This window comes from Pseudomonas syringae group sp. 247E2, assembly GCF_032587795.1.
In the GTDB taxonomy this organism is placed as follows: Bacteria; Pseudomonadota; Gammaproteobacteria; order Pseudomonadales; family Pseudomonadaceae; genus Aquipseudomonas; species Aquipseudomonas amygdali.
The window spans coordinates 161,035-185,330 of record NZ_JAWHPK010000010.1 but is presented as its reverse complement, the minus strand read 5'-3'; the positions used below and the strand labels follow the sequence as shown (position 1 = coordinate 185,330).

Genomic DNA, 24,296 nt, shown 5'->3' with positions numbered 1-24,296 from the left:
AGTCATCAATGTTGGAGCTGTTCAGAAGCCTTTGGGGTTACCGGGGATTCGTCTTTTCATCTATACGCAATGAGTTTTCCGCACGATTCTCCCGCAGCCGCCTGGGTGGCCTGTGGATGATTATCAACCCGCTGGCACAGGTTGCGATCTACGCGCTGGTTCTCTCCAACGTTCTGGCTGCCAAACTACCTGGCATCGACAACAAGTATGCCTACGCGGTCTACCTGATGGCCGGTATGCTGGCCTGGAGCTATTTTTCTGAGATCATCGGTCGCTGTCTGACACTGTTCATCGATCAGGGCAACCTGATGAAAAAGATGCGCTTTCCGCGTATTACATTGCCGGTGATTGTCGCGGGTTCATGCCTGCTCAACTACGTACTGCTGTTGGCCGCCATCTTGCTGGTCTTCGCAGCGTTGGGACAATGGCCGCACTGGCAAATGTTGTGGCTGATTCCGCTGACCATCGTGATCACTGCGCTTGCTGTAGGTCTGGGGCTGATTCTAGGCGTGTTGAACGTATTCATACGCGACGTCGGTCAGGTCATTCCCATTCTGCTGCAGGTATGGTTCTGGTTTACCCCGATTGTCTACCCGCTCAACATCATCCCTGAGCAATTCAAGAGTGTCATGGGTATCAATCCCATGTTTCCGATCGTCAGCGCCTATCACGATGTTCTGGTTTATGCGCGAGCGCCTGATCTGCAAAGTATGGCCGTCACTGCCTCTGTTGCTGTTGGGTTGATGCTGTTGGGCCTCTTCATGTTTCGCCGGGCGGCGCCGGAAATGGTGGATGTACTATGAGCCTGCTAAGTGTCAATAATCTGGGTAAGGCCTATCGCGTCTATGCCTCCGAGTTTCAGCGTATCGCTCGCTGGTTTGGGCTGAGTACCAAGCCCAAAGAGGAACATTGGGTTCTCAAACATATAAGCTTTTCGATTCACCCGGGTGAGGCTATAGGCATTGTCGGACAGAACGGCGCGGGCAAGTCGACACTGTTGAAAATGATAACTGGCACCCTGCAGCCGACTGAAGGCAATGTGCAGGTCAATGGACGCATCGCTGCGATTCTTGAGCTGGGAATGGGTTTTACCCCTGATCTGACTGGCCGTCAGAATGTGTATCATGCGGCAGGCCTCATGGGCTTCAATGCCGACCAGATAGATACCGTTATCAGCGAGATCGAAGCCTTTGCGGAGATCGGAAGCTATTTCGATGAGCCGGTGCGCACCTATTCGAGTGGTATGCAGATGCGTGTGGCATTTGCCGTCGCTACTGCCATCAGGCCTGAGATCCTTATTGTCGACGAGGCCTTGTCGGTAGGTGACAGTTATTTTCAGCACAAAAGCTTTGACCGCATACGCGAGTTTCAAAAGCAAGGCACAACCCTGTTGATCGTGTCGCACGACCGTGGGTCCATTCAGGCATTATGTAATCGAGCGATCCTTCTTGAAAAAGGCACCGTCATCAAGGATGGCAAGCCCGAAGAGGTCATGGACTTTTACAATGCTTTGATCGCTGAAAAAGAAAACGCCACCGTGCAGACTCGAGAGCTGGAGGAGGGTGTTGTGCAGACGCGGTCAGGTAGCGGCGAGGCCACAATAGGCCCCGTTACTTTGCATAACGCTGCGGGCGAACGCATTGAATATGTGTCTGTTGGTGAGCCGGTTTCATTGCGTATTAACGCTCAAGTGAATAGCGCTATCCCCGAGTTGGTGGTGGGTTACCTGGTCAAGGACCGACTTGGGCAGCCGGTGTATGGCACCAACACTCACCACATGGGGTGCAAGGTTGTTGATCTACAGGCGGGCGAGTCGCTGGACTACGTGTTCAGCTTTGCGGCCAACCTCGGTCCGGGCTCTTACTCGATTGCGGTAGCGCTCCATACAACAGACAGTCATTTATCACGCAACTATGAATGGGTGGACCTGACGCTTGTGTTTAATGTAGTCAATATTTCGCAAAGCGAGTTTGTAGGACTGGCTTGGCTGCCGCCTGTTGTGGAGTGCAATCGATGACCCTTCCTTTCTATCGCGCCTTTGAAGACCGCCATCGTGGTTCCCGTGAGTTGATTCGCGAGCGGCAACAGGCATTCTTTCCGTTCATTCAGCCTCTCGAAAGACTGTATCCAGCGTCCAAGGCTCTGGATCTTGGCTGTGGTCGCGGAGAATGGCTCGAAATCTTGATTCAGACAGGCTTCGCTCCGCTCGGTATCGATATGGATAATGGCATGCTCGACGCCTGCATCGAACGCGGTTTGCCCGTTGAACTTGATGATGCACTGAGTGCGCTAAAAAAGATGCCTGACGAAAGCCAGGCACTTGTTTCAGGTTTTCATATTGCAGAGCACATACCCTTCAAGGATCTGAAAGTCCTGGTTGCAGAAGCACTGCGAGTTTTGAAGCCGGCAGGACTATTGATTCTGGAGACGCCCAACGCAGAAAATCTGGTAGTGGGCACGCAACATTTCTATCTTGATCCGACCCATGAACGCCCGATTCCGCACTTGTTACTGGATTTTCTGATCGAGTTCTCTGGGTTCAGTCGTTCGAAGCTGATGCGCCTTCACGAACCTACGGTATTGGCAGAGGGTGGTCCCGTCGATCTGATGGACGTTTTGGGGGGGGCTAGCCCTGATTATGCGATTGTCGCTCAAAAAACGGCATCAGATGAACAGCTCGAACGTTTTGATAATGCGTTTTCGACGGACTATGGCCTTCCGCTCAATACGCTTGCCAAGCGATATGATGAGCAGACCTTGAGTCGACTGCAGGAGATTGAACAGCGCAATCAGAACCTGGAAGCTCTTTTAAAACAGCTAACGATTCAGAGCGAGCAAGCCAAGCACGACATCGAACATGCCGTGCAGCACAGCGAGCAATTGGAAGTCGTCGTTCATGAGCTTGGAGGGCGTACTGATATAAATTACGCACGAATGGAAGCTCAACTGCAAGCGCTTCACGAACGTATGAATACCCAACTTCAAGAACATCGTACGTACATGGACGCGCAGTTACGAGAGATTGGCTTGCGCGCTGATCTTGCGGAGTCGCGCTACCACACTGTGCAGTTGTTGCAGGATGATACGTTCCATCATTTAAAGCAGGCAGAGGATCGTACTGATGAAGCCTTGGCCACCATAGGGCAGCTCCAGACCAGGATTGAACTCCTGACTCGGGATTCTTTAACTGATGGACAGGCAGAGCAGGCTCAGGCGCAAGCGCAACTTGACGATTTGAATGCACGTTTGAATGCGTCGCTGGGCAATGCACATCACTGGTGGTTGCGCGCTACAGCCTATGAGCAGCAGTTGAATGCGGTACACCGGAGCACGTCTTGGCGCCTTACTGCACCGCTGCGGTTCATCGCGCGCTGCATTTACTGGCCGTTCCGCCGCAGTCGTCCTACGCTCGGCCAGGCACTACGTCGCACCGTTCCACATGCGCGGCTGTGGCTGGCACGTAGACCAGCAATCGAACGTCCAGTCCTCGCTGTCTTGAAATCCAGTCCTTGGCTTCACGCCAAGCTGAGTGGAATGCATCAGGCGACTGTGAACCCGGCACCTGAAACCATTATCAGCGATCCACCGCACGGCGTGATTGATCACGCACCACTGACCCAGCGAGGCCGCACCATCGAGAATGCCCTCAGGGAAGCTATGATTAGAGGGCAAGAATAATGCGCATCGTAATTGACATGCAGGGCGCACAAACAGAAAGCCGGTTCCGCGGTATTGGTCGTTATAGTCTTTCTCTGGCGATGGGTATTGTGCGCAATCGTGGTGACCACGAGGTTTACCTGGTCCTCAACGGTATGCTTAGCGAAAGTATTGAAAGCATCCGCGCAGCGTTTGTCGGCTTTCTGCCGCAGAGTCATATACGTGTATGGTATGCCCAAGGGCCGGTATCTGATATGGATCCGGCCAATGGTGTCAGGAGGGATGTGGCGCAGCGGATTCGGCAAGCCTGCATCAGCGACTTGAAGCCGGATGTAGTGCATGTCACTAGTGCGGTCGAAGGGTATGGCGACGATGCGGTCATTGGCAGCCCTCTCCTGGACACGACATCGTTGGTCAGCTCGACACTGTATGATCTGATCCCCTTCGTTAGTCCGGAGAAGTACTTAGACAACAACCCCGTCTACAAAAAGCATTATCTGAATAAGGTTGAGGACTTCAAACACTACGGTCTTCTGCTTTCTATTTCGGAGTTTGCGAAGGAAGAGGCGCTGTCTCTGCTACCGCTTGATGACTCCAGGGTCGTCAATGTGTCGACAGCCGCAGACGATGTTTTTCAGCCGGTTGCTTTGAGTATTGATGAGCGCGCCGATCTTGAAAAAAAGTTCGGCCTGCGAGAGAGGTTTGTGCTTTATTCCGGCGGAGCTGACGAGCGCAAGAACCTGCCACAACTGATCAGAGCGTTTTCAATGATCAAGGCGGAGCAGAGCGACATTCAGTTAGTCTTTGCAGGAAAAATGCCAGATTTCCATGTAAACACTTATCTGGCACTCGCCGAAGAACTTGGCCTGAGCCCAAATGATGTGGTGCTAACGGGCTATGTCACTGACGCTGAGCTGGTGGCGTTATATAGCTCATGTCAGGTGTACGTATTTCCGTCTTGGCATGAAGGTTTTGGTTTGCCACCGCTCGAGGCGATGAAGTGTGGTGCGCCGGTAATAGGTGCCAATACCTCTAGCGTGCCAGAAGTCATCGGTTGGCATGACGCGACGTTTGATCCGTTCGACGTCAAGGCGATTGCCGAGAAAATCCGTACCGTACTCGCCGATGACTCGTTCCGAAATACCCTTGTCAGCCATGGTCTGCAGCGTGCCGAGAAGTTCTCATGGGACCGTACTGGCATTGCCTCGGTCCAGGCATTCGAACAGGCTCTGGCCAATTTCAGACGTTCGGCGGACAGAATTTCGCCGGAAAAAGATAGTGCATTGGCTCTGGTTGACGCCTTGGCCGCGACAGGGCACTTGGGCTCTGGAGATCTGGATATCTCGCGCCTTGCCAAAGCCATTGATTTTTCTTTGCAGGGCCCCGCAGATAAACCAACGCTGTTCGTTGATATCTCGGAATTGTGCAAACATGACGGCAAGAGCGGAATACAGCGAGTTGTACGCAGCATCCTGGCCGAATGGCTGAACCACGCTCCTGAGGGCTATGTTATCAAGCCGGTTTATACGAAGGCAGGTGAGCCTTTTTACCGGTATGCAGCGCAGTTTACGACATTGTTTCTGGGTAAGGAGGCCAGTGAAGCAGAAGAGGACGAAGTCATCAGCTACCGTGCGGGTGATACCTACCTTTGCCTCGATCTGTTGATGGATGTTCTGCCACATAAGCAGACTTATCTGGATACGATGCAGGCCCACGGGGTCAACATCTTCTTCGTTGTCTACGATCTTCTGATTCTTCAACTGCCGCACTGTTTTGTTGACAGTCTGCAGGCGCATTACGTGAAGTGGATTCACGCAGTTGCCCAGTATGATGGCGCGATGTGTATATCTCATGCGGTTGCAGACGAAATGCGCGAGTGGCTGGAGCACAATGCTCCCGCGCGTACTCGCCCTTTCCGCATAGGCGCTTTCCATCTAGGCGCCGATATTGACCAATCAATGCCGTCGACCGGCTTTCCGGAAAATCCCGCACTTCGCATAGAGTCGCTTGAGCCGTTCCCGCACTTTCTCATGGTGGGTACACTTGAGCCCCGTAAGGGACACGCACAGACGCTGGACGCGTTTGAGTTGCTATGGGCGGCAGGTGTCAAGGCTAATCTGATCATCGTTGGCAAGCATGGCTGGCTGGTGGATGATCTGGCGGCGCGGCTGATGAGCCATGAGCAACTGGGCAAGCAATTGCTGTGGCTGGACGGGGTAAGTGATGAGTACCTCGAGCATCTCTATAACCATTCAGATTGCCTGATAGCAGCTTCCTACGGTGAAGGCTTTGGTCTGCCATTGATTGAAGCAGCGCAATACAAGCTGCCGATCATCGCGAGAGACTTGCCTGTATTTCGCGAGGTGGCGGGTGAGTTTGCTTGGTATTTCAATGGCGCGAGTGCACAGGACGTCGCCGATAGCCTGACTGAGTGGTTGACTCTTTTCGAGCAGAAGCAACATCCACAGTCCGGCGAGATGCCTTGGCTTACCTGGAAAGGTAGCGCGCAGCAGCTCATTGGCGAGATAGAAAAGTACGCTTTTTGAAACGCTATTCTTGGCTCAAGTTCTGATGTGCTGCAGGAGTAGTCCTGTGGCCTGAAAATGGTGTGAGATTTAGGTTGTTTTGCTTGCTCTTAGGCTTTCATCTGGACCTTGTACGACGTGGCGTGTGTTGTCGTTTGGTCTGGTTGTAACGTCGTGTTGCTTGCTAGATAGGCCTAAAAACCCTATCATTCCGGCCTATTTTTTGGGCGATTTCTGCGCGTTAATCAGCGTTTGTCAGCGTCAAAACCTTCCATACGGTAGTGAACAGCGTGATACCTAATTTAATACGAAGAATCGCCAACCTCGCTTACAGAATTACCCGAGGGATATTTCCCTTATCACTCATCTCATTCCTGATCGTTGGATCACTTGGTGTTCTGGTACACATGAGTGTTCTCAAAACACTCATGCTGACCTCGACGGACAGCTTCCGGTACGCCAACGCGGGAGCAATGATCGTTGCTGCCAGCTTCAACTATCTGATGAACAACAAGTCGACCTACCGTGAGACAAGCCTGGCCGGCAAGCGAATCATTGCTGGGTATTTGATCTATCTGACGATCACTTCTCTTGGGCTGGGTTTGAGCTTGCTGATTTCTGGAGAGGTTTACGACCGGATACAGATGCCTATGATTTCCGCGCTGTGTGGCATCGTGGTGGGTTCGCTCTGGAATTATTTCATGTCCTATAACTTCGTTTGGAAAATGCTGTCTCCAAAACCCAAACCAATTGAACAGAATTAAGCAAAAATAATGAAAAAATTGATTTTTTTTGCCACCTACAATGAGGCAGGCAACGTAACGTCCATGATCGAGCGGATCACCGCTGCCGCACCCGATGCGGATATCCTTGTGGTCGATGACAGCAGCAAGGACGGCACCCTTGATATTCTGGCCACCTTGGCCAGGCCAAGCCTGAAAGTGATCGTACGTCCCGGAAAACTTGGTTTGGGTACTGCGCATCTTTTGGCGTGGAAGTATGCGATTTTTCATTCATACGACATTCTTGTCACCATGGATGGCGACCACTCCCACGACCCCGCTGACATCCCGAAGCTGATTGGCGCTCTTGATGCGACCACTGATCTGGTCATCGGCTCTCGTTACGCTGAAGGCGGAAAGTGTGATTACACAGGCTATCGTCTGCGTGTCAGTCAGGCAGCAAACAAAGCCGCCAGGCTATTGCTGGGCATCAAGTTGACCGAGTTCACTACCTCTTTTCGCGCGTTTCGCGTCAGCCGGTTGAATGCAATCGACTTCGACACGCTGGTCGTGGGTGGCTACTCATTCTTCCTCGCGGTGATTGTTCAGGCTTATCGACATGGTCTGAAACTATCTGAACGTCCGATCCACTTCCATGAGCGCAATGCTGGTGTGTCGAAGATTCCTCCACTGGAAATCTTCCGCGGCATCGCTAATTTGCTCAGGCTGACGGCAATCAGTCACTTCACCAAGATTTCTCCTGCTGTGAACAACGTGATAATGAAATGCGAGAAGTGCCAATGTGAATTCTCGCTGATCAAAGTAGATCAGCCGAACTCAAAAGATATCAAGGACGACGTTTGTCTGAGCTGCGGTAACCGTCAGCATGGTGCGAAAAGCGCATGACAGGTACCTCTACCAGTGATGATCGTCGCAAGCTGCTTCTGGGTGTCCTGCTTATAGTAATGTCTGGAGTCATAGCGGGTGCGGTATTCCCGCTTACCCAGGCGTTAGCCGGCTTTCAGGATGGCGATGGGATCCTGACCTCACTGATGTCGACCCAGAAGTTGACCTGGTATTTCTGGGGCCAGGACCGCCTGCTGAATTTCATACCCGCACTGGCCTCGCCATTTACAGATGTGGAGACCAATTTGAGGGTGCAGGTTTTCTTTCGCAGCCTGTTCGCGTATCTGTCCCCGTTGGGCATATTGATCTTCTTCAACAGGAGCCCGAAGTTTCTGCTGGTCGCAATTGCAATTACCAACGTCATATTGCTGGCCTGCCTGAGCCAATACGCTCATTTCAATTTCTATGTTCAGCACAATACGTTCGGTACATCGCTGGTCATGCTGGCCTTCGCTTACGCACTGACCTACTCAAAACTACCAAAGCCTGTTATTGCTGCCATTGCATTGTTTGTGTGCAGTGTCGCTTACGCCACTAACTATGCGTTACTGACCTACGCGATCCCCGCGATCTTTCTGCTTGGCGTCTTGAGGTGGCCTTCCTGGAAACGATACCTTTCCTTTTTTGTCATCAATTGCCTGGCGGTTCTGATCGCGCGCTATCATAGCCAGACCTATGGCGTGGCACCTACTGAGCTAGGTCTTTTGATATCGCTTCAGGCCGTCATTGATGCCCTGCATGTCATTTATCAGAATCTTAAACTTGGCGCATTTCTGCTGTTCCTCGCTATCACATTCGTTTGTTATCAGATATCGGCAGAGAAAAAGTTTCTTGAATTAAGCGGCGTGTTGTGCGTAGCGTTGGCCATCGTTGTACTGTTGGCCAACACACTATGGGTTCAAATGAACCTACATAACATACGTTATTTCCTGACCAGCGAACTCATCATCGCCAGTGTGTTCGGTTTTGTCATCACCCGTACACTCATGCTGGGTCGGTACAAGTACGCACTGCTCATCCCGGGGCTTGCACTGGTGTACTGTGTATTTTTTCCTCTGGGTGGTTTCACAGCGACTTATAAAGAGCTGGTTGGTGCACCATGGCGCTCAAATTCCAGTGCCGTGGCCAATGTGGCTGTGGAAGAAAAAGCCGAGGTCATTGCTGGTGCTTTCTGGGACGTCTGGCCCGCTGTATTCGAAACCAAGCATCTGCAGCCTGATTTGCCGGTCTATGGCGCTGCGTTTCGTGGCGGAGTCCTCAGAGATGACTTCCTGGCAACGACAAAGGGCAAGGGCGAATTTACGGCGCTTTGCTTCTTCGACACCACTGAGCTTTGCGTAAACGAAATCGTTGGTAACTTCGGTGTCACAGGTGATAACCAACTGATTGTCAAGAAGGCCGAGCCTATCGTTGTAGGTGAGAAAAAACTGCTCAAAATGGTGCTTGAAGTCAACTGACTCCAGATGTAACTCCTGTCAGCAGCGCTAAACAGCGAAAGGGCGCGATACCGTTAAAAACGGTATCGCGCCCTTTACCGATCTTGCATCTCGACCCGCCAGATTCAGATCAGAAGACCTTTTCCTTCAGCACATTCTTCAAATACTGGCCGTAGCCATTCTTGATCAACGGCTGTGCAAGCTTTTCAAGCTGCGCACCATCAATCCAGCCCGCGCGGTAGCAGATCTCTTCCGGGCAGGCGACCTTCAAGCCCTGGCGCCTTTCCAGCGTGGCGATGTATTGGCCGGCCTCTAGCAGGCTGTCATGCGTGCCGGTGTCCAGCCAGGCATAGCCACGGCCCATGATCTCGACGTGAAGTTGCTTCTGCTCCAGGTACAGCGTGTTGAGATCGGTGATCTCCAGCTCGCCGCGTGGGGAGGGCTTCAACTGACGGGCCAGATCGACCACCTGATTGTCGTAGAAGTACAAGCCGGTGACGGCGTAGTTCGACTTGGCAACCTGCGGCTTCTCCTCCAGCGACAGCACTCGGCCGCTGTCATCGAATTCGGCTACACCATAACGCTCGGGGTCCTGCACGTGATATGCGAAGACCGAGGCACCCGACTCACGGTTGCTGGCATTGAGCAGCAGCGACTGGAAGTCATGGCCGTAGAAAATGTTGTCGCCCAGTACCAGCGCCGATGCATCGTTGCCGATGAAGTCTGCGCCTATGGTGAACGCCTGAGCCAGGCCATCCGGGCTTGGCTGTACGGCGTAGGTCAGGTTCAGACCCCATTGGCTGCCGTCGCCCAGCAGCTGCGAGAAGCGTGGCGTGTCCTGTGGTGTGGAGATGATCAGAATATCGCGTATCCCGGCCAGCAGCAGCGTGCTCAGCGGGTAATAGATCATCGGCTTGTCGTACACAGGTAGCAGCTGTTTAGAGACAGCGAGTGTGGCCGGGTGCAAACGAGTACCCGAGCCACCGGCGAGAATAATTCCTTTACGAGCCATGAGAGTCCTTAGCGCTGGATTTCGTCCAGCATGCGTTGTGCGCCTTGTTGCCAAGACGGCATCTTTAATTGAAAAGCAGTTTCGAGTTTAGCCAAAGCCAGCCGCGAATTGCGCGGGCGCGGTGCCGGCACTGGATACGCTTCTGTAGGGATAGCGCCGATCTGGTCGGGCCCTACCTTCAATGCCACGCCATTACGTGCGGCGTGTTCCAGAACGAGCTGTGCAAAGCCGTACCATGACGTCTCACCAGCAGCAGCCAAGTGATAGATACCTGCCAAGGCTGCCGGGTTTTGAACAGCGCGCACTCGATGCAGAATCTGCGCAGTGACATCGGCGATCAGTTCGGCGCCGGTGGGGGCGCCGTATTGGTCTGCTACCACGTTCAACGAGTCACGTTCGGTGGCCAGGCGCAGCATGGTCTTGGCAAAGTTATGGCCGCGTGCCGCATACACCCAACTGGTGCGCAGTATCAATGCCTTGGCACCACTGGCCTGAATCGCCTGCTCGCCCATCAGCTTGCTGCGGCCGTAGACCGACAACGGACCGGTTGGCGCGCTTTCCTGCCATTGTTCTTCACCACTCCCATCAAACACATAGTCAGTGGAGTAGTGAATCAGCCATGCGCCCAGTGCGGCAGCCTCTCTAGCCAAGACGCCCGGAGCTTCGCCGTTGATCAACATCGCCAGGTCCGGCTCGCTCTCGGCCTTGTCCACGGCCGTATAGGCCGCTGCGTTGACGATCATATCAGGCGCCAGCGCACGAACCGTGGCGGCCAGGCGTTCCAGATCGGCCAGATCACCGCACAGGCCATCGGCACCCTGACGATCCAGCGCAATCACCTCGCCCAGCGGCGCCAGAGCGCGCTGCAGTTCCCAACCAACCTGCCCATTCTTGCCCAGCAGCAGAATCTTCATGCGTCGCTGACCTCATACTGTTGCACGATCCAGTCACGGTAACTTGCATCCATGACGCCACCTACCCATTTCTGATTGGCCAGATACCATTCCACGGTCTTGCGAATTCTGGTGTCAAAGGTTTCCGCAGGCTTCCAGCCCAGCTCGCGTCCAATCTTGCGCGCATGATCGCATAGCGACGGTCATGGCCATGGCGATGGGTCACATATGTGATCAGCTCTGCGTAAGCGCTGACCGGCTGGCCGGTCTTCTGATTGATGACCTCAAGCCCGGCGGCTGGAGCCAGTTCATCGAGCAAGGCACACAGGGTCTGGACAATATCGATATTGGCCTTCTCGTTCCAGCCGCCATATTGTAAGTCTAGCCTAGCGCATCGACTTCCAGAGCACGGCGAATACCGCAGTGGTGATCTTCTACGTACAACCAGTGTCGGAACTGTTGGCCATCACCTTAGACCGGTAGCGCCTTGCACAACCTGAAGGCTAGGCTTGCAAATACTCATAAGATCTCTTGAGTTAAGTGCCTACGCGTCGTAACTGCCTATGTCTTGGCGGAATCGCCAAGCCCCCGTAAGGCCCGCTCAAATAATCCAGGCTCAGCGCCGGGTGATAGTACGGGTCGCTTTGGCCTGATTGGGACCAGCGTTCGATAAAGCTTTGTTGTTCGCGTTGACCACGGGCTTGCTTTTCCGGAGTCTGGTCTTTGCCGCGGCTGGCCGATTCGGCGTGGATGAGTTCGGCAAATGGCGTCCATATGATATTCAAGCCTTGTTGTCGAATACGCAGGCACAGATCCACGTCATTGAAAGCCACCGGGAAAGCCTGTTCATCCAGGCCTTGCAGCGTATCGAAGACCGATTTGCGCAACAGCAGGCATGCCGCCGTAACCGCGCTTTGGCGTCGTGTGATCTGATTCATCCCCAGGTAGCCGGGGTCGCGTTGTTCCAGGTGGTTGCCAGTGTGCGCGGCCAGTCCATTGACACCGACCACCACGCCGCCGTGCTGCACCATGCGGTTGGGCCACAGCAGTTTGGCTCCCACTGCGCCGACGTTCGGACGCAGCAGTTGGGTGACCATTTCCTTTAGCCAGTCGGCCGCTATGATTTCGATGTCGTTGTTGACCAGCCCGATCAGTTCACCGGAGGCATGGGTGGCGGCGTAATTGTTGATGGCCGAATAATTGAAAGGGTGAGGGTAGGGCAGAACCTTCACACCGCGCCCAGACAACTCTTGCAGATAAATCAGGGTTTGCGGGTCGCTGGACTGGTTATCGACAACGATGATTTCCAGGTCAGGATAATCAGTCGCGGTCAGCAGGCCTTCGATACAGGTGCGCAGCAACCCGAGTTGGTCGCGGGTTGGAACGATCAGGCTGACGCGGGGCAGGGTGGCCGGCAAGGGCCACTGCGTACGCAACAGCGCCGGGAAGTTCGGCAGTTGTGTGACGCTGGCACCTGATGCGAGGCTTTCGCTCAACCAGGCGATGGCGTTCAGACGCTGGGCTGATGGCTCGACCTGCTCGGGGCTGGCCGGGGCGAATTGGCTGCGGTGGTAGAGCACCTGCGGCAGATGCGCCACCATAGCCTGACCGGTTTCGCTGGCCAGAGCGATGGCCGCGCTCAACTGATGCCAATCAAGAGTTCGCTGGCCATCAGTGGCGGCTATCAGCGCCAGGGCCTTGTCGATGATCGCAGCGCCGAAGATCGCACCGGGGGTGAAGATATCGGCCCCCATAAACAGGTCGATGTCCCATACCGGTTTCAACCACGGTAGGCTACGCTCGCCTTGCGGACCATCGCGATCACAATCTGCATAACCCCACGCACAGCCATCGTCGAGCAGAGCACTCAGGTGTTCCAGTGCGTGCATTTCCAAGTGATCGCCGGCCATCAGCGGGACCACTGCGTCGCAGCCGGCTTCAAGTAACTGCTTGATTGCGGGCAGCAGGTCAGCGGCGTCTGTTTTGACCAACTGATGAGGCGCTGTGGGCTGAGCGTTCAGGCTTGCGAGGCTGATGGCTTCGAGCGTGCTGTTGCCATCACTTATTAACAGCAAACCGATCCTGCATTGCTGCGGTTGATCGTCTTTTGGCGCAGCAGGACGGAACCGTTCAAACCATTCGGGATAATTATGAAAGCCTGCGCTTTTCGGCAGACGCATTGCCTGATCCGCTGCAATCCGGGTAAGCAATGCCAGATTTTGCTCGGTGGGCGCGCGCTCATGCTGCTTGAGCAGACCCTCCAGCCCGTCGTGCCAGCAGCACAGGGTTATCGGGCTGCCGGAAAGCGTATGGCCGAGGTCATTTTCGATGTCCAGTGTATGTGGCTTGCCATCAGCCAGTTCCCAAGGCAGATCAAAACTGAAACCGTGATCGCTCGTTGCTCGATAGACCAGCGCCTGGTGATGAACATTGCACGTAGCTTGACCAAGTACCCGCCTGCCCTCACGCACGGTGATTTGCACATGCCGCTGCGGTGCATCCGGGTCCCAAGACCAGCCGCCGAGCCTCAGGCCACCGCTGTGCCAGACCTGAGACGCGATGGGCGCCGGCTCTGCGCTGGGCGTGGTCGGTAATTGCAGGTCGCCAGCAAGCCAGTAGTCACTGTTGGCCACCCGGGCGCTGATGTGCTTTGCATTATCCAGCCAGCCTTGGCGCAGCTGTACACCAAAGCCATGGAATGGATCATCCGCACCGGCACGGGGATGAAACTGGTCGGCCCGGACCAGTGAAACGCAGGCGCCGTCGATGTAGACCTCGACAACCAGATGTTCATCCGCATGCAGGGTATCGAGCGCCCAGCCTTGCAGTACATCGCCATACAGGCCGGTGATGGCACCATTGAATCGTGTATTACCGGAGGGCTGAGCTGTCGGGTCGGAGTTGACCGGTGTGTGTTCTGAGATCATGTCCGACTCAATGAAATAGGCAGTGTGTTGATCGGTAATGCTCCGGCTTCCTGGGCGAGCGGCCCTGGCATGGCGTACAGCGGCAGACCCAGTTCGACAGCCAGGTCCGCAGCGCGCCAGGATGCGCCTGGGCTACGCTCCACGCTCAAGGCAGCGGTGCATCCGGCAAGCAGGACGGAGTCGGCCTGGCTCAGGCCTTGCGTGATGGGTAATGCATGAATTGCGCCAGTGGCGAGAAAGGGTTTGACCCACGGGCCGTCCTCTGCAACAAGCAATACCAGAGATTGGTTTTCGTATGTGATGCGTCTGCCCAGTTCCAGCCACTGTTTGGCGATGTCAGGGTCTGAAAGGCGATCGGCAATCAGCAGGGTGGTTGGTACAGAATCATTTTTCGGCAGCGCTTGAGGGGCTGACCTGATCAAAATATTGGCCTGGGGCAGGGCGTCGGCGTAACGCTCGCGCAGGGCCCGCCACGGCAACTCGATGCTCTGCGCCTTGCGTGCGAAATGCGGCCAGTCGAAGCGGCTGTCTGGCGTGAGTAACACGTCATCGCGGCAAACGATTCGGTAAGGTTTATCCAGTTGTTCGGCCAGTGCGCAGAGCGCTTCAGGGCAATTGGCGAGATTCTGATAGATCAGTTCCTCCAATGGCAGGCTGCGCAGGTCGTGCAGCAGTTGCTCGGTGTCGGCAGGCAGTTCGTAATCAAGGCTGAACGCCAGCGGCAGCACGTTGGCCTGCAGCGTTGCCTGCGCATGCTGGCCCTTGTTGCGCCACGTGAGGCTTAAAGGCGCTTGCGATGCTGTGCTGTTGGCGATATGCAACTGCCGTAATGCCGGTGTCGACAACTGCTCGGGCAGTTGCACTAAGCGCGCGCGTTGCAGAGCCTGACGAGCGGGCCTGATGGGGTCGCGCAGGCAGAAGTTTTCATAGCGCGATGACGCGTCCGGGTAGCGACGCTTGAGGATGGCGTTATTGTGCGCCACCCGCAGCGCCTTTTCGGCGCCGAATGAAATGCCACCCTGGTGCGCAACGAACACATTCGGCGCTCCGACATGACGCCAACCCAGGCCGCGCGCTCTCAGGCACCAGTCAGTTTCCTCACCATAACCGCGCAGCAGTTCGACTTCATCCAGATAACCCACGCTGTCCAGAGCGCTGCGTTTGATGTACAGGCAAAAGCCGCAGCCGGTTTCGAGCTCCATGGCCGGACTGCCAGTCATTCGCGCCAGATCGTCCAGACGGGCCTGTTCTGCTGCGCTGGGCATCGGATGGCTGAATCGGCTTTCAGGAAAGCTCATCAACTCGCCGTTATTGGTGAACGGGGTGACCGAGGCAATGGTCTCGTCGGCATAGGCAGTCGTGCGCAGCCGGTCCAGCCAGTCACCCTGCACACGGGTGTCGGCATTCAACCAGACCACATCCTGCTTGGGGCTTAACGCCATCGCGCGGTTCATGCTGCGGATGAAGCCCAGGTTGATGGGATTCTGCACCAGAGTAATTTTGCCCTTGCCCGCGAGAACCTTAAGGGCTTTGCGCAGCGCGGGAACCGGTGTTGTGTCTTCGATCACCACCAGGCGATGAGGTGTGCGAGTGCGTTTGCGCGCTTCCAGTGCACTGTTGATGCACTCGAGGGTTTCTTCCAGGCCGTCGTAAACAGGAATGAGTACATCCACCGGCTGCTTGTCACCAACCTTCAACGCCGCAGGTGGAGCAACGAAAACCGGCATCGCTGACAGTGGGCTGCCCAGCAGCGCGGTGCCGTTATCGAAGCGCACATGCACGGCAGGGGTGGCATTGGGCACCTTGATGCGAATACCGCCGTGAGCCGCAGGCAATCCTGCCGCTGTCAGTAACGGGTGCGGGGCGCTGGCAACCATGCTGATCAAGTGACCGTTGGCCTCCAGTTGCAACGACACAGGCGTCTGCACATTGTGCAAGTCGATGGCCCAGCCGTGGATCTCCTGCACATCAGGCAGGTAACGGACCACGCCGAGCGTGCCTGGCAATCCGGTCTGCGCAGCCAGCAGTTTGAGTACCAGAGCGAGTTCGTTGGCAGCGGTAATATCAGGAAGGTGCGCGAGAATGATGCGGCGCAAGTCTTCAGGTGTTTCCGACAGGCTGCGTGCCTGCCAGAGCATCATGCGTAGCGAAGCGTCGGCAGGCAGTTTTTGCCAGGCATTACTCATGTAACGGTTGGCTAGTAACGGCTGACCCTGGGCAATGATGCTGCGCCCGAGCAGGGCGTGAATGTCCGCACGCAAAGGAAACGCGTGCGCGGCGTTGAGCAAATAAATAAAGGCAAGCTTTGGATCTTGCGGCAGGACCTCGATACCTTTCCAGACCAGTGCTTCCGGACGGTATTCAGGGGTCTGCAGCGCACACTCGAGTGCCACGGTGGCAAGGTCGTGCTCATCGGCCTGGCGGTGGCGGTGAAACATATCCATGAGCGTTTCTCGCCCACGGTCGAGGTGTCTGGACATAAGCTGGCGTGTTCACTTTAAAAATAAAAGAGGGGCGACCCGAAAGTCGCCCCTTTTTGCATACGACCCGGCCTTGCGGCCGGGCGTATTTGTTACAACGACGGGGCTGGTTACACCGCGCCGTGCAGCACGATAACGTTGTCGTTATGTGCTACTGCCTCTGGAGAACCTACGATGCCGATAGCAACATCAGCGTGGGTGCCGCCGTTGGCCAGTAAGTCGCTCCATGCAGCCTTGCCGCCTGCATCAGCGGCGCGACCGGTAGCGGTCAGGTACAGATTGTTGATGAAATCGCTATCTGCCTTGGTTGCAGCTTCCTGCGAACCAGCGATGCCCTGAGCCACTTCAGCACGGCTGGTGCCGTTGAACAGTTGGGATACCCAATTGCTCAGGCCACCTTGATCCTGATTGGCATCGCGACCCAGTACTGAGGCGTACAGGTCACGGACGAAGTCGCCGTTCGACTGGTCGAGAGCTTGCGCCTCGGTGGAAACGGCGAGGCCTGCTGCAACGTCAGCCAGAGTGCCGCCGTTAGCTATCACTGCTTGCCAGTTGGCAAGGCCACCAGCGTCTGCCGCACGGCCCAACAGTTCGGTGTACAAGCTACTGATAGGAGCCGCAGAGGAAGTATCGGCAAACTCGGAGGAGTTCAGGAAGCTATTGGCGATGTCGGTCAACGATGCACCGGAATTCGCCAGGCCAGCGAACGCCTGAGCGCCACCCAGATCTGCGTCACGACCCAGAATGCCTTCGAACATGCGCAGAGCTGTAGCTTCTGTATCGTTCTGTGCCAGAACAACAGTTTCAACAGCGCTGGTAGTAGTGTTGACGAAGGTCAGGAACTCAGCGCCAGTGATCGAGGCAGTTTGCGCGCCGGTCAGGTTGACGTTGAAGTTGTTGCCAGCAGTGAAGGTGTAGTCAGCAACCGAACCGTCCAACTGAACAACGTCGTAGCCTGCGCCTGCATTGACGACGTCTGCGTGGTTGGTGCCACTCAGAACGATGGTGTCGTTGCCGCTACCGGTGATCACGTTGTTGTTGCCAGCACCAGCGATAATAGTGTTGTTACCGTTGCCAGTGATGATGGTGTCGTTGCCTGCACCTGCATCGATGAAGTTGTTCTGATTGCCATTGACGATGATTACGTCATCGCCTGTACCAGTGGTCAGCAGGAACTGAGTGGTAGCGGAAGCATCAGCCGACACAGCAACGCGAGCCAGCGACGAAGCGTCGGCAGCAGCACCAGTCGCGATGGTCGGAGTGATGTTGACGTTCAGGTTAGCCTGGCTGTCCAGAATGATTGCCTTGGCAGCAGCCACTTCAGCAGTAACATTCAGGGTGACCAGATCGCCACGTGCACCAGCGATAGTGCCGGTGATGACGTCAGTAGTACCGGTTTGGCCGGTAGGAATCTGGAGAGCGTTTACGCCATCCCAGCTAGCGAGGTCTACGGTGGTCGCAGTGTCGAGAGCCAGAAGAGTACTGATTGCAGCCGTGGTGCTGTCAGTCAGATTGGTAGCCGTCAGAAAAGTGTTGAACTGAGTTGTAGTTACCGGGGCATCGTATTGCATGGGAAATTCCTGTTACTTCAAGCCATCTGGCCTGTGCTGCTAATTTTCTGCGTCAATGCAGAGTTTTCCCACGGAGACTTATAGCGGGCAGCGTTCATCTTCGTAGCGGGTGCGATGCAAATGTGTAACGCCACCAGAGGCTCTTTGCCGGTGGGGCCGTACATCATCTGGTTGGCAACGATGACCTGCGGCGCAGCGCCGCGGAAGACAAGGTGGCCAGACAATTCATAAAAATGCTGATTGGGTCCTACCAGGCTGAAACCTGCCGAGACCAGAGGCAAAGACTTGCCGCGGGTACCTGTGAAGGCTCCCGAAGCGACATTAGGGCTGGGGCCGGAGCCTGCAACGGTAGAGGTGTAAACCAGGTCCACGCCTGCCGGCTTGTCGCCCCAAAGGATGGAGAACCCTTCAAGGCGCCGGGTGCCGTCAGGTTCGCCGGCCCAGCCTTCCGTAGAGACCACATCACCTTCTCCCTGCAGATGCGCAACCAGCTTGAGAGCCACGGGCATGGGAGTTGACGAGATCGCCGCGCTCGGTTCGGCGGTCGCAGCAATAGTGAAATTGCGCATGATGGCGGTGGAAGTGTCGATTCGGTCGATGCGCAAGTCGATAGGGTCGATGACTGCATCGAACATATGGTATTCGGTGATCAGAACCGTGGTAATGCCACCCTTGACGCGAGCAACGATGGTATCGCCCAGCCGGGTCAGCATGTTCTTGCTGACACCTTCGGCCGGGAAGAAATCAATAGATCCCTTACCAAGGGGGGCTTGCTGCAGTGCGATGCACACAGGCTTGTCCGCGGGTGGCTGCGAGGCATAACGGAATATGTACATTCCTGGCTCGAGCAGCGTCACGCGAGAGCTGATCTTTAGTCCATCAAGTTCTGGAGACTGCACCCAACAAGCTTCCTTCTTATCCTAAGCCGGCTACGCCGTCAGTCCTTCTAAAGGGCTGATAACACACTGCTCGGGTACTGCTACACATGGTTGGTGGCTCTGTGCTAGCCAGATTGCGAGAGTAGTCCTTTGGTAGGAAAAGTCAATTTGAATCAGATGAATTTTCGTGGCTTTGTGTAGGAGATTTCTCGTGTACAAATTCTGGCCAAAAGTACCGTTTTATTGTCGCAAAGCGGCGGAATGCCACAAGTTTTTCGAGTCCTTTCTTGTGCTCGGTCCGATTGATTCGAGATGTTTCCGCGCCGGCGTAGAGATTTACGTTTTTCTCTAAAAGACCAGATTTGGCAAATCTGTCGAATTTCGTATCAAGCGGGTCCAGCCCTCGATATTGTTCTACAATTCGCGATAGGTGAATCGTTTAAGCTACAGACAGGGTGCCTCGTGTGCTGACGGTCTATGCCATATAAAGGCTTGTTGAAGCCGGATCCGTATCCTTTTACTGCTTACTGCTTACTGCGCCTTTGCCTATATGACAGTTTTTGCATTGCGCGCTTTTTTTGCACTGTCAGATTGAAAGATTTAACTTTCGAAGTTTGTTCAGGTTTCCGGCGGTATGTGTGGCGGTGTCGAACCTTGACGCCCGGAAACCTTCACTTGTATCTGGCTGAATTTTGCGTATTTTGATGGCGCCTCAATGCTGCTTTGCTTCAAAAGCAGGTGCTACACTGCCGCGCGTTCACCGCTCTCTCATCAGTACGGATTCTATGAGTCGTTCACACGAAAATAATTTGCAGGTAGCCCTCAAGGCTTGCAAAGGCAGCTTTATCTCAGTCGGTTTCTTCAGTCTGTTCGTAAACGCCTTGATGCTGGCCCCCACCCTTTACATGATTCAGATATCCGGACGAGTGGTGCCCAGCAGCAGCGTCCCGACCTTGATCATGCTGACCTTGATCCTGACCGTACTGATGATCACTATGGGGGCGCTGGAGTGGGTTCGTTCCAGAATCATGGTTCGTATCAGCAACAGGCTGGATGTCCTTCTAAGCCGTGACGTCTATCGAGCCAGTTTCAGGAAAGCGTTGAAAAGTGGCGGTATGGATGCGTCAGCACAATCTCTAAACGACCTTACATCGTTGCGCCAGTTCCTTACCGGTAATGGCCTTTTCGCATTTTTTGATGCTCCCTGGCTGCCCATTTATACCGCCGTGATGTTCCTGTTTCACCCATGGTTTGGATGGATGACCGTCGGTTCTGCAATCGTGCTGATAATACTTGCCTATCTGAACCACCGGTTCACCGGTAAGGCTCTGACCGAAGCCAATCAGCAGAGCATGGTTGCGAATCTGGTGACTACCAAAAACCTGCGTAACGCTGAAGTCATCGAGTCCATGGGGATGCTCGATACTCTGATGGCTCGTTGGGGTGTTCGTCAGCGCAGAGTCCTGGTGCTGCAGTCTGATGCCAGCGACAAGGGCGGTATTGTTACCTCAATCTCAAAAACCTTCAGGAACTGGTCGCAGTCGATCATGTTGGCTCTGGGTGCGTACCTGGTCATAACTCACCAAATGAATCCTGGCTTGATGATGGCTGGCTCACTGCTGTTGGGGCGCGCGCTTTCTCCGGTCGATCAGATTATCGGCACTTGGAAAGGTTTTGTGGCTGCGCGCATTCAGTACACTCGCCTGAGTGAAACGCTTGAAAAGCTGCATAACGAACCGGATCGCATGGCTTTGCCTGATCCCGAAGGGCATATTCAGGTCGAAAACCTGGTAGTCACACCGCCGGGTGGCAAGAACCCGGTCATTCGCAACATCAGTTTCGTAACGCCGGCTGGTACCATTGTGGGTATTGTCGGGCCGAGCGCGGCAGGCAAATCGACGTTGGTAAGAGCTCTGTTGGGCATCTGGCCTGCGCAGCACGGCACGGTGCGTCTGGACGGTGCCGACATCAGTGCCTGGGACAAACAGAAGCTTGGCCCGCACCTTGGCTATCTGCCACAAGATATCGAACTGTTCGAGGGCAGCATCAGCGATAACATCGCCCGGTTTACCAAGGTCGACCCCGAGAAAGTGGTTCTGGCGGCGCGCACCGCGGGTGTGCATGAAATGATCCTGCAGTTGCCTGACGGCTACGACACCGTGATCGGCAGTGATGGCGTCAACCTGTCCGGTGGACAGCGTCAGCGCATCGGTCTGGCCAGGGCTATCTACGGCAGCCCGCGGTTGATTGTGCTGGATGAGCCCAACTCCAATCTCGATGAAGTCGGCGAGCGTGCCCTGAGCGTCGCCTTGCAACTGATCAAGGAGTCAGGCGCCACGGTATTCATCGTCTCTCACCGCCCCAATATTCTGTCGCGACTTGATCGGGTCATGGTCATGAACGCCGGCACCATCACCTTGTACGGCGCGCGTGATCAGGTCATTGCCGAATTGGCACAGCAACAGGCCAAGGCGCAGCAGGCTCAGCAACGAGTGGCTCCTGCTGCCACCGGTGTTGCACCGGCGCAACCTGGCGCGTGAAAGGAATTCATGAATGAGCATTAAGACAATATCCACGCTCGACACTCACGCGGATGACATGCCCACCTCAGATCGCGGGATTCGCCGGATCGGTGTGGCGATCGTACTGGTCACCTTCGGCCTGTTCGGTACCTGGGCAGCGCTGGCTCCATTGGATAATGCGGTGTATGGCTCAGGTGTGGTGATGGTGCAGAGTTATCGCAAGACGGTTCAGCATCTTGAAGGCGGTATCGTCAAGGAACTGCTTGTCCGTGATGGGGACACCGTTCACAAGGGTGATCCTCTGATCGTGCTGGACGACTCGCAATTGCGCTCTCAATACGAGTCGACCCGCAATCAGTTGATTTCTACCCAGGCCAAGGAGGCGCGACTGCGCGCCGAGCGCGACGAACTGCCCTCGATTCCGCCACTGACCATCAGTGGTACGGACAGTGTGCGGGCCAAAGAAGCCATAGCAGGCGAGCAACAAGTATTCAGCACCCGGAAAAATTCCCGCCTGACCGAGATATCGGTACAACGCGAACGCATCGGGCAATTGAAGCAGCAGATCAGTGGTCTGCGAGACATGATCCGCACCAAGATCAGCCTTGAAAAATCCTACAGCAGTGAGATCACCGAGCTAAAGGATCTGCTATCTCAGGGCTTCGTGGATAAGCAACGATTGCTTGAGCAGGAGCGCAAGCTGGACATGCTCAAGTCCGAAGTGGCCGATCACGAGTCCACGATCACCAAGACTCAGCTACAGATCAGCGAGACCGAACTGCAGATCATTCAGTTGAACAAGAATTTCAGCTCTGACGTCGCGAAAGAGTTGAGCGATGTGCAGTCCAAGGTATTCGATTTACAGGAGACCGCTACCGCGCTGCAGGACCGTCTGTCTCGCGTGGTCATTCGGGCTCCTGAGGACGGCATGGTACTGGACATGAAGGTTCATACCGTGGGCGGCGTAGTCAGCGCTGGCACGCCATTGCTGGATATCGTGCCGGAATCTTCCGAGCTGGTCGTTGAGGCTCATGTCGCTATCACCGACATTGATCGGATTTCCATCGGCAAGCTGACGGACGTTCACTTCAGCGCCTTCAACAGTGCTACTACTCCTGTCATCGAGGGTGAGGTGACGCGTATCTCCGCCGACCGTTTGAAAGACGATGCCGGTGAGCCGTATTACCTGGTTCGGGTAAAACTGACCGAGAAAGGCTTGAAGCGTCTTGGTGACCACAAGCTGCAGCCGGGCATGCCCGCTGAAGTGCTGATCAATGCTGGCGAACGGACCATGCTTCAATACCTGTTGAAGCCGGCGTCCAATGTGTTTATCAAATCAATGATCGAGGAATGATCGTGCTGCGCTTCGTTCCTGTGTTCCTTTCCCTCGGGCTGGTCAGTATTCAGGTTCATGCAGACCCTACGCAGCCCGCTGCGCCTCAGGTCACCAGTGCTTCGGCATACTCCGTGGATCTGATGAAACTGTATCGAGAGGCGCGTCTGGAAGACCCGCGAGTGTTGTCTGCCTATCTGCGTGCTCAGTCGGCAGTCGACAGCGAGCGTGATGCCTTTGGCGGGCTGTTGCCGCAGGTCACTGCGAACAGCAGTTACAACCGGATCCTGCGCAAGGATGACACGGAGCGCGAGATTTATAACAACTCCAGCTATTCGCTCAACCTGACCCAGTACCTGTACAACAAACAGGCTTGGGAAGCCTACCAGAAGGCCAAGAGCACGACGGAGCAGAAGGGGCATCAGGCCGAAGATGCCCAGGCTGAGGCCACGGTTGATCTGGCCAAACGGTATTTCCAGGCGCTGTCTGCCGACGATGAACTCGAGCTGATCATGGCTGAGCGCCGGGCGACGCAAAAGAGCCTGGATCGGGTCAGTGCGATGTACGACAAGAAGATGGCCGTCGTCACTGATCTGCTGGATCTAAAGGCACGTGTCGATTTGCTGGCCGCGCAGGAGGTTGATGCCCGCAACCAGATCAGGCTCAGCCGTGCCGGGCTCTCGGAAATTGTCGGGCGGCCGATCACCGAGCCTTTGAGCCGCATCAGAAACGACATTGCGCTGCAGGCACCGTCTAAATCGATGGATACCTGGGTGGCCCAGGCCATCGACAGCAACCCGCTGCTCAAGGCACGTGAAAGCAGTCTCGACGTCGCCAACGCCGCGGTACGTGAAGGCAAGGGTGGGCATTATCCGACGCTGACCTTCACCCTGGGTGCCCAGCAAAGTGACGTGGGCTACGACAACACCCTGTCACCGCGTAGCGACAGCTATGTGGCGACAATCGGCGTGCGCGTGCCGATCTACAGCGGCGGCTCGACCTCTGCGCGGGTGCGTGGGCTGTACAACGAGCAACTGGCCACCGAACAGGATGTGGAAAGCGTGCGCCGCCAGGTGGTCAAGGAAACCACCAACGCCTACCTGACGGCGTTTTCCAGTGTCGAGAAGATCCGCGCCAACAAGAACGCGCTGGGATCGGCAGAGCAATCGAGTATTGCGGCGCAGAAAGCCTTTTCCTATGGCGTGGTGAACGCGGTCGATGTGCTGACCAGCGTGCAGAACGAGTTCAAGGCGCGGCGTGACCTGCTCAGGGCGCAGTACGACTTCATCACCAACCTGTTCATCCTTAATCGATGGGCAGGCCGTCCGCCGCAGGAGAGTGTCGACAGCGTCAATGTCTGGCTGGGTGGAACCAATCCGGCAGTCGAGAAGGCTGCGGACTCGGCCTTGAAAAAGACGCCCTGATCGCACCTGC

Annotated in this window: 16 protein-coding genes and 1 pseudogene; 10 read left to right on the top strand and 7 right to left on the bottom strand. The window is 55.4% G+C overall.

From position 1 onward, the window contains the following. The first annotated feature begins 8 nt into the window (after positions 1-8). The 7 genes from RYC18_RS12680 to RYC18_RS12650 all read left to right on the top strand — a co-directional run bounded on the left by RYC18_RS12680 (position 9) and on the right by RYC18_RS12650 (position 9,267). Entirely contained in the window at positions 9-803 is a 795-nt protein-coding gene (locus tag RYC18_RS12680; RefSeq protein WP_316886185.1) for an ABC transporter permease, read from the top strand. Beyond that, the gene (locus RYC18_RS12675) at positions 800-2,017 is read left to right on the top strand and encodes an ABC transporter ATP-binding protein (RefSeq protein ID WP_058445634.1); all 1,218 of its coding nucleotides are present in this window, start codon (positions 800-802) and stop codon (positions 2,015-2,017) included. The genes RYC18_RS12680 and RYC18_RS12675 overlap by 4 nt, the downstream gene beginning before the upstream one ends. Then, positions 2,014-3,678 (top strand): class I SAM-dependent methyltransferase, encoded by a 1,665-nt coding sequence (locus RYC18_RS12670; RefSeq protein WP_316886184.1) that lies wholly within the window; start codon positions 2,014-2,016, stop codon positions 3,676-3,678. The genes RYC18_RS12675 and RYC18_RS12670 overlap by 4 nt, the downstream gene beginning before the upstream one ends. Beyond that, positions 3,678-6,203, top strand: coding sequence for a glycosyltransferase family 1 protein (locus tag RYC18_RS12665; RefSeq protein ID WP_316886183.1), 2,526 nt, complete (start codon positions 3,678-3,680; stop codon positions 6,201-6,203). The genes RYC18_RS12670 and RYC18_RS12665 overlap by 1 nt, the downstream gene beginning before the upstream one ends. A 260-nt stretch (positions 6,204-6,463) precedes the next feature. Then, a complete protein-coding gene (locus RYC18_RS12660) occupies positions 6,464-6,946 on the top strand; it encodes a GtrA family protein (RefSeq protein ID WP_072365454.1) in 483 nt (160 codons plus the stop codon). A gap of 9 nt (positions 6,947-6,955) precedes the next feature. Further along, positions 6,956-7,810, top strand: coding sequence for a polyprenol monophosphomannose synthase (locus tag RYC18_RS12655; RefSeq protein WP_072365457.1), 855 nt, complete (start codon positions 6,956-6,958; stop codon positions 7,808-7,810). Continuing rightward, positions 7,807-9,267 carry a hypothetical protein gene (locus tag RYC18_RS12650; protein WP_316886182.1) on the top strand — a complete coding sequence of 487 codons (1,461 nt, stop codon included), beginning with the start codon at positions 7,807-7,809 and terminating at the stop codon, positions 9,265-9,267. Before RYC18_RS12655 ends, RYC18_RS12650 begins: the two co-directional genes overlap by 4 nt. Before the next feature lie 109 nt (positions 9,268-9,376). Here RYC18_RS12650 and rfbA read toward each other — a convergent pair whose 3' ends face one another. The 7 genes and pseudogenes from rfbA to RYC18_RS12615 all read right to left on the bottom strand — a co-directional run bounded on the left by rfbA (position 9,377) and on the right by RYC18_RS12615 (position 18,965). Then, positions 9,377-10,258, bottom strand: a complete 882-nt coding sequence (rfbA, locus tag RYC18_RS12645) for a glucose-1-phosphate thymidylyltransferase RfbA (RefSeq protein WP_096136867.1) — start codon at positions 10,256-10,258, stop codon at positions 9,377-9,379. Between the two features lie 8 nt (positions 10,259-10,266). After that, the gene (gene rfbD / locus RYC18_RS12640; RefSeq protein WP_248671305.1) at positions 10,267-11,172 is read right to left on the bottom strand and encodes a dTDP-4-dehydrorhamnose reductase; all 906 of its coding nucleotides are present in this window, start codon (positions 11,170-11,172) and stop codon (positions 10,267-10,269) included. Further along, positions 11,169-11,640, bottom strand: a pseudogene (locus RYC18_RS12635) (GDP-mannose 4,6-dehydratase); the annotation flags it as partial. The gene rfbD and the pseudogene RYC18_RS12635, both read right to left, overlap by 4 nt. Before the next feature lie 47 nt (positions 11,641-11,687). Further along, positions 11,688-14,078, bottom strand: a complete 2,391-nt coding sequence (locus RYC18_RS12630) for a glycosyltransferase family 2 protein (protein WP_316886181.1) — start codon at positions 14,076-14,078, stop codon at positions 11,688-11,690. Further along, the gene (locus RYC18_RS12625; protein ID WP_316886180.1) at positions 14,075-16,522 is read right to left on the bottom strand and encodes a glycosyltransferase family 2 protein; all 2,448 of its coding nucleotides are present in this window, start codon (positions 16,520-16,522) and stop codon (positions 14,075-14,077) included. Before RYC18_RS12625 ends, RYC18_RS12630 begins: the two co-directional genes overlap by 4 nt. 146 nt (positions 16,523-16,668) lie before the next feature. After that, positions 16,669-18,129, bottom strand: coding sequence for a DUF4214 domain-containing protein (locus tag RYC18_RS12620; protein ID WP_316886179.1), 1,461 nt, complete (start codon positions 18,127-18,129; stop codon positions 16,669-16,671). Between the two features lie 17 nt (positions 18,130-18,146). Continuing rightward, the gene (locus RYC18_RS12615; RefSeq protein ID WP_316886212.1) at positions 18,147-18,965 is read right to left on the bottom strand and encodes a hypothetical protein; all 819 of its coding nucleotides are present in this window, start codon (positions 18,963-18,965) and stop codon (positions 18,147-18,149) included. Positions 18,966-19,792: 827 nt separating this feature from the next. Between RYC18_RS12615 and RYC18_RS12610 the strand changes: the two genes are divergently transcribed. Genes RYC18_RS12610 through RYC18_RS12600 form a run of 3 tightly spaced genes read left to right on the top strand, consistent with a single transcriptional unit; the run spans position 19,793 to position 24,286 of the window. After that, positions 19,793-21,547 carry a type I secretion system permease/ATPase gene (locus tag RYC18_RS12610; RefSeq protein ID WP_316886178.1) on the top strand — a complete coding sequence of 585 codons (1,755 nt, stop codon included), beginning with the start codon at positions 19,793-19,795 and terminating at the stop codon, positions 21,545-21,547. A gap of 13 nt (positions 21,548-21,560) precedes the next feature. Further along, positions 21,561-22,883 carry an HlyD family type I secretion periplasmic adaptor subunit gene (locus RYC18_RS12605; protein ID WP_316886177.1) on the top strand — a complete coding sequence of 441 codons (1,323 nt, stop codon included), beginning with the start codon at positions 21,561-21,563 and terminating at the stop codon, positions 22,881-22,883. Beyond that, the gene (locus tag RYC18_RS12600; RefSeq protein ID WP_316886176.1) at positions 22,880-24,286 is read left to right on the top strand and encodes a TolC family outer membrane protein; all 1,407 of its coding nucleotides are present in this window, start codon (positions 22,880-22,882) and stop codon (positions 24,284-24,286) included. Before RYC18_RS12605 ends, RYC18_RS12600 begins: the two co-directional genes overlap by 4 nt. Positions 24,287-24,296: the final 10 nt, after the last annotated feature.

What these genes read in the sequence shown, in the direction of transcription:
- RYC18_RS12680 (WP_316886185.1), top strand. Translation starts at nt 9, where the DNA reads ATGTTGGAGCTGTTCAGAAGCCTTTGGGGTTACCGGGGATTCGTCTTT.
- RYC18_RS12675 (WP_058445634.1), top strand. Translation starts at nt 800, where the DNA reads ATGAGCCTGCTAAGTGTCAATAATCTGGGTAAGGCCTATCGCGTCTAT.
- RYC18_RS12670 (WP_316886184.1), top strand. Translation starts at nt 2,014, where the DNA reads ATGACCCTTCCTTTCTATCGCGCCTTTGAAGACCGCCATCGTGGTTCC.
- RYC18_RS12665 (WP_316886183.1), top strand. Translation starts at nt 3,678, where the DNA reads ATGCGCATCGTAATTGACATGCAGGGCGCACAAACAGAAAGCCGGTTC.
- RYC18_RS12655 (WP_072365457.1), top strand. Translation starts at nt 6,956, where the DNA reads ATGAAAAAATTGATTTTTTTTGCCACCTACAATGAGGCAGGCAACGTA.
- RYC18_RS12650 (WP_316886182.1), top strand. Translation starts at nt 7,807, where the DNA reads ATGACAGGTACCTCTACCAGTGATGATCGTCGCAAGCTGCTTCTGGGT.
- rfbA (WP_096136867.1), bottom strand. Translation starts at nt 10,258, where the DNA reads ATGGCTCGTAAAGGAATTATTCTCGCCGGTGGCTCGGGTACTCGTTTG.
- rfbD (WP_248671305.1), bottom strand. Translation starts at nt 11,172, where the DNA reads ATGAAGATTCTGCTGCTGGGCAAGAATGGGCAGGTTGGTTGGGAACTG.
- RYC18_RS12630 (WP_316886181.1), bottom strand. Translation starts at nt 14,078, where the DNA reads ATGATCTCAGAACACACACCGGTCAACTCCGACCCGACAGCTCAGCCC.
- RYC18_RS12625 (WP_316886180.1), bottom strand. Translation starts at nt 16,522, where the DNA reads ATGGATATGTTTCACCGCCACCGCCAGGCCGATGAGCACGACCTTGCC.
- RYC18_RS12620 (WP_316886179.1), bottom strand. Translation starts at nt 18,129, where the DNA reads ATGCAATACGATGCCCCGGTAACTACAACTCAGTTCAACACTTTTCTG.
- RYC18_RS12615 (WP_316886212.1), bottom strand. Translation starts at nt 18,965, where the DNA reads ATGTACATATTCCGTTATGCCTCGCAGCCACCCGCGGACAAGCCTGTG.
- RYC18_RS12610 (WP_316886178.1), top strand. Translation starts at nt 19,793, where the DNA reads ATGAGTCGTTCACACGAAAATAATTTGCAGGTAGCCCTCAAGGCTTGC.
- RYC18_RS12605 (WP_316886177.1), top strand. Translation starts at nt 21,561, where the DNA reads ATGAGCATTAAGACAATATCCACGCTCGACACTCACGCGGATGACATG.
- RYC18_RS12600 (WP_316886176.1), top strand. Translation starts at nt 22,880, where the DNA reads ATGATCGTGCTGCGCTTCGTTCCTGTGTTCCTTTCCCTCGGGCTGGTC.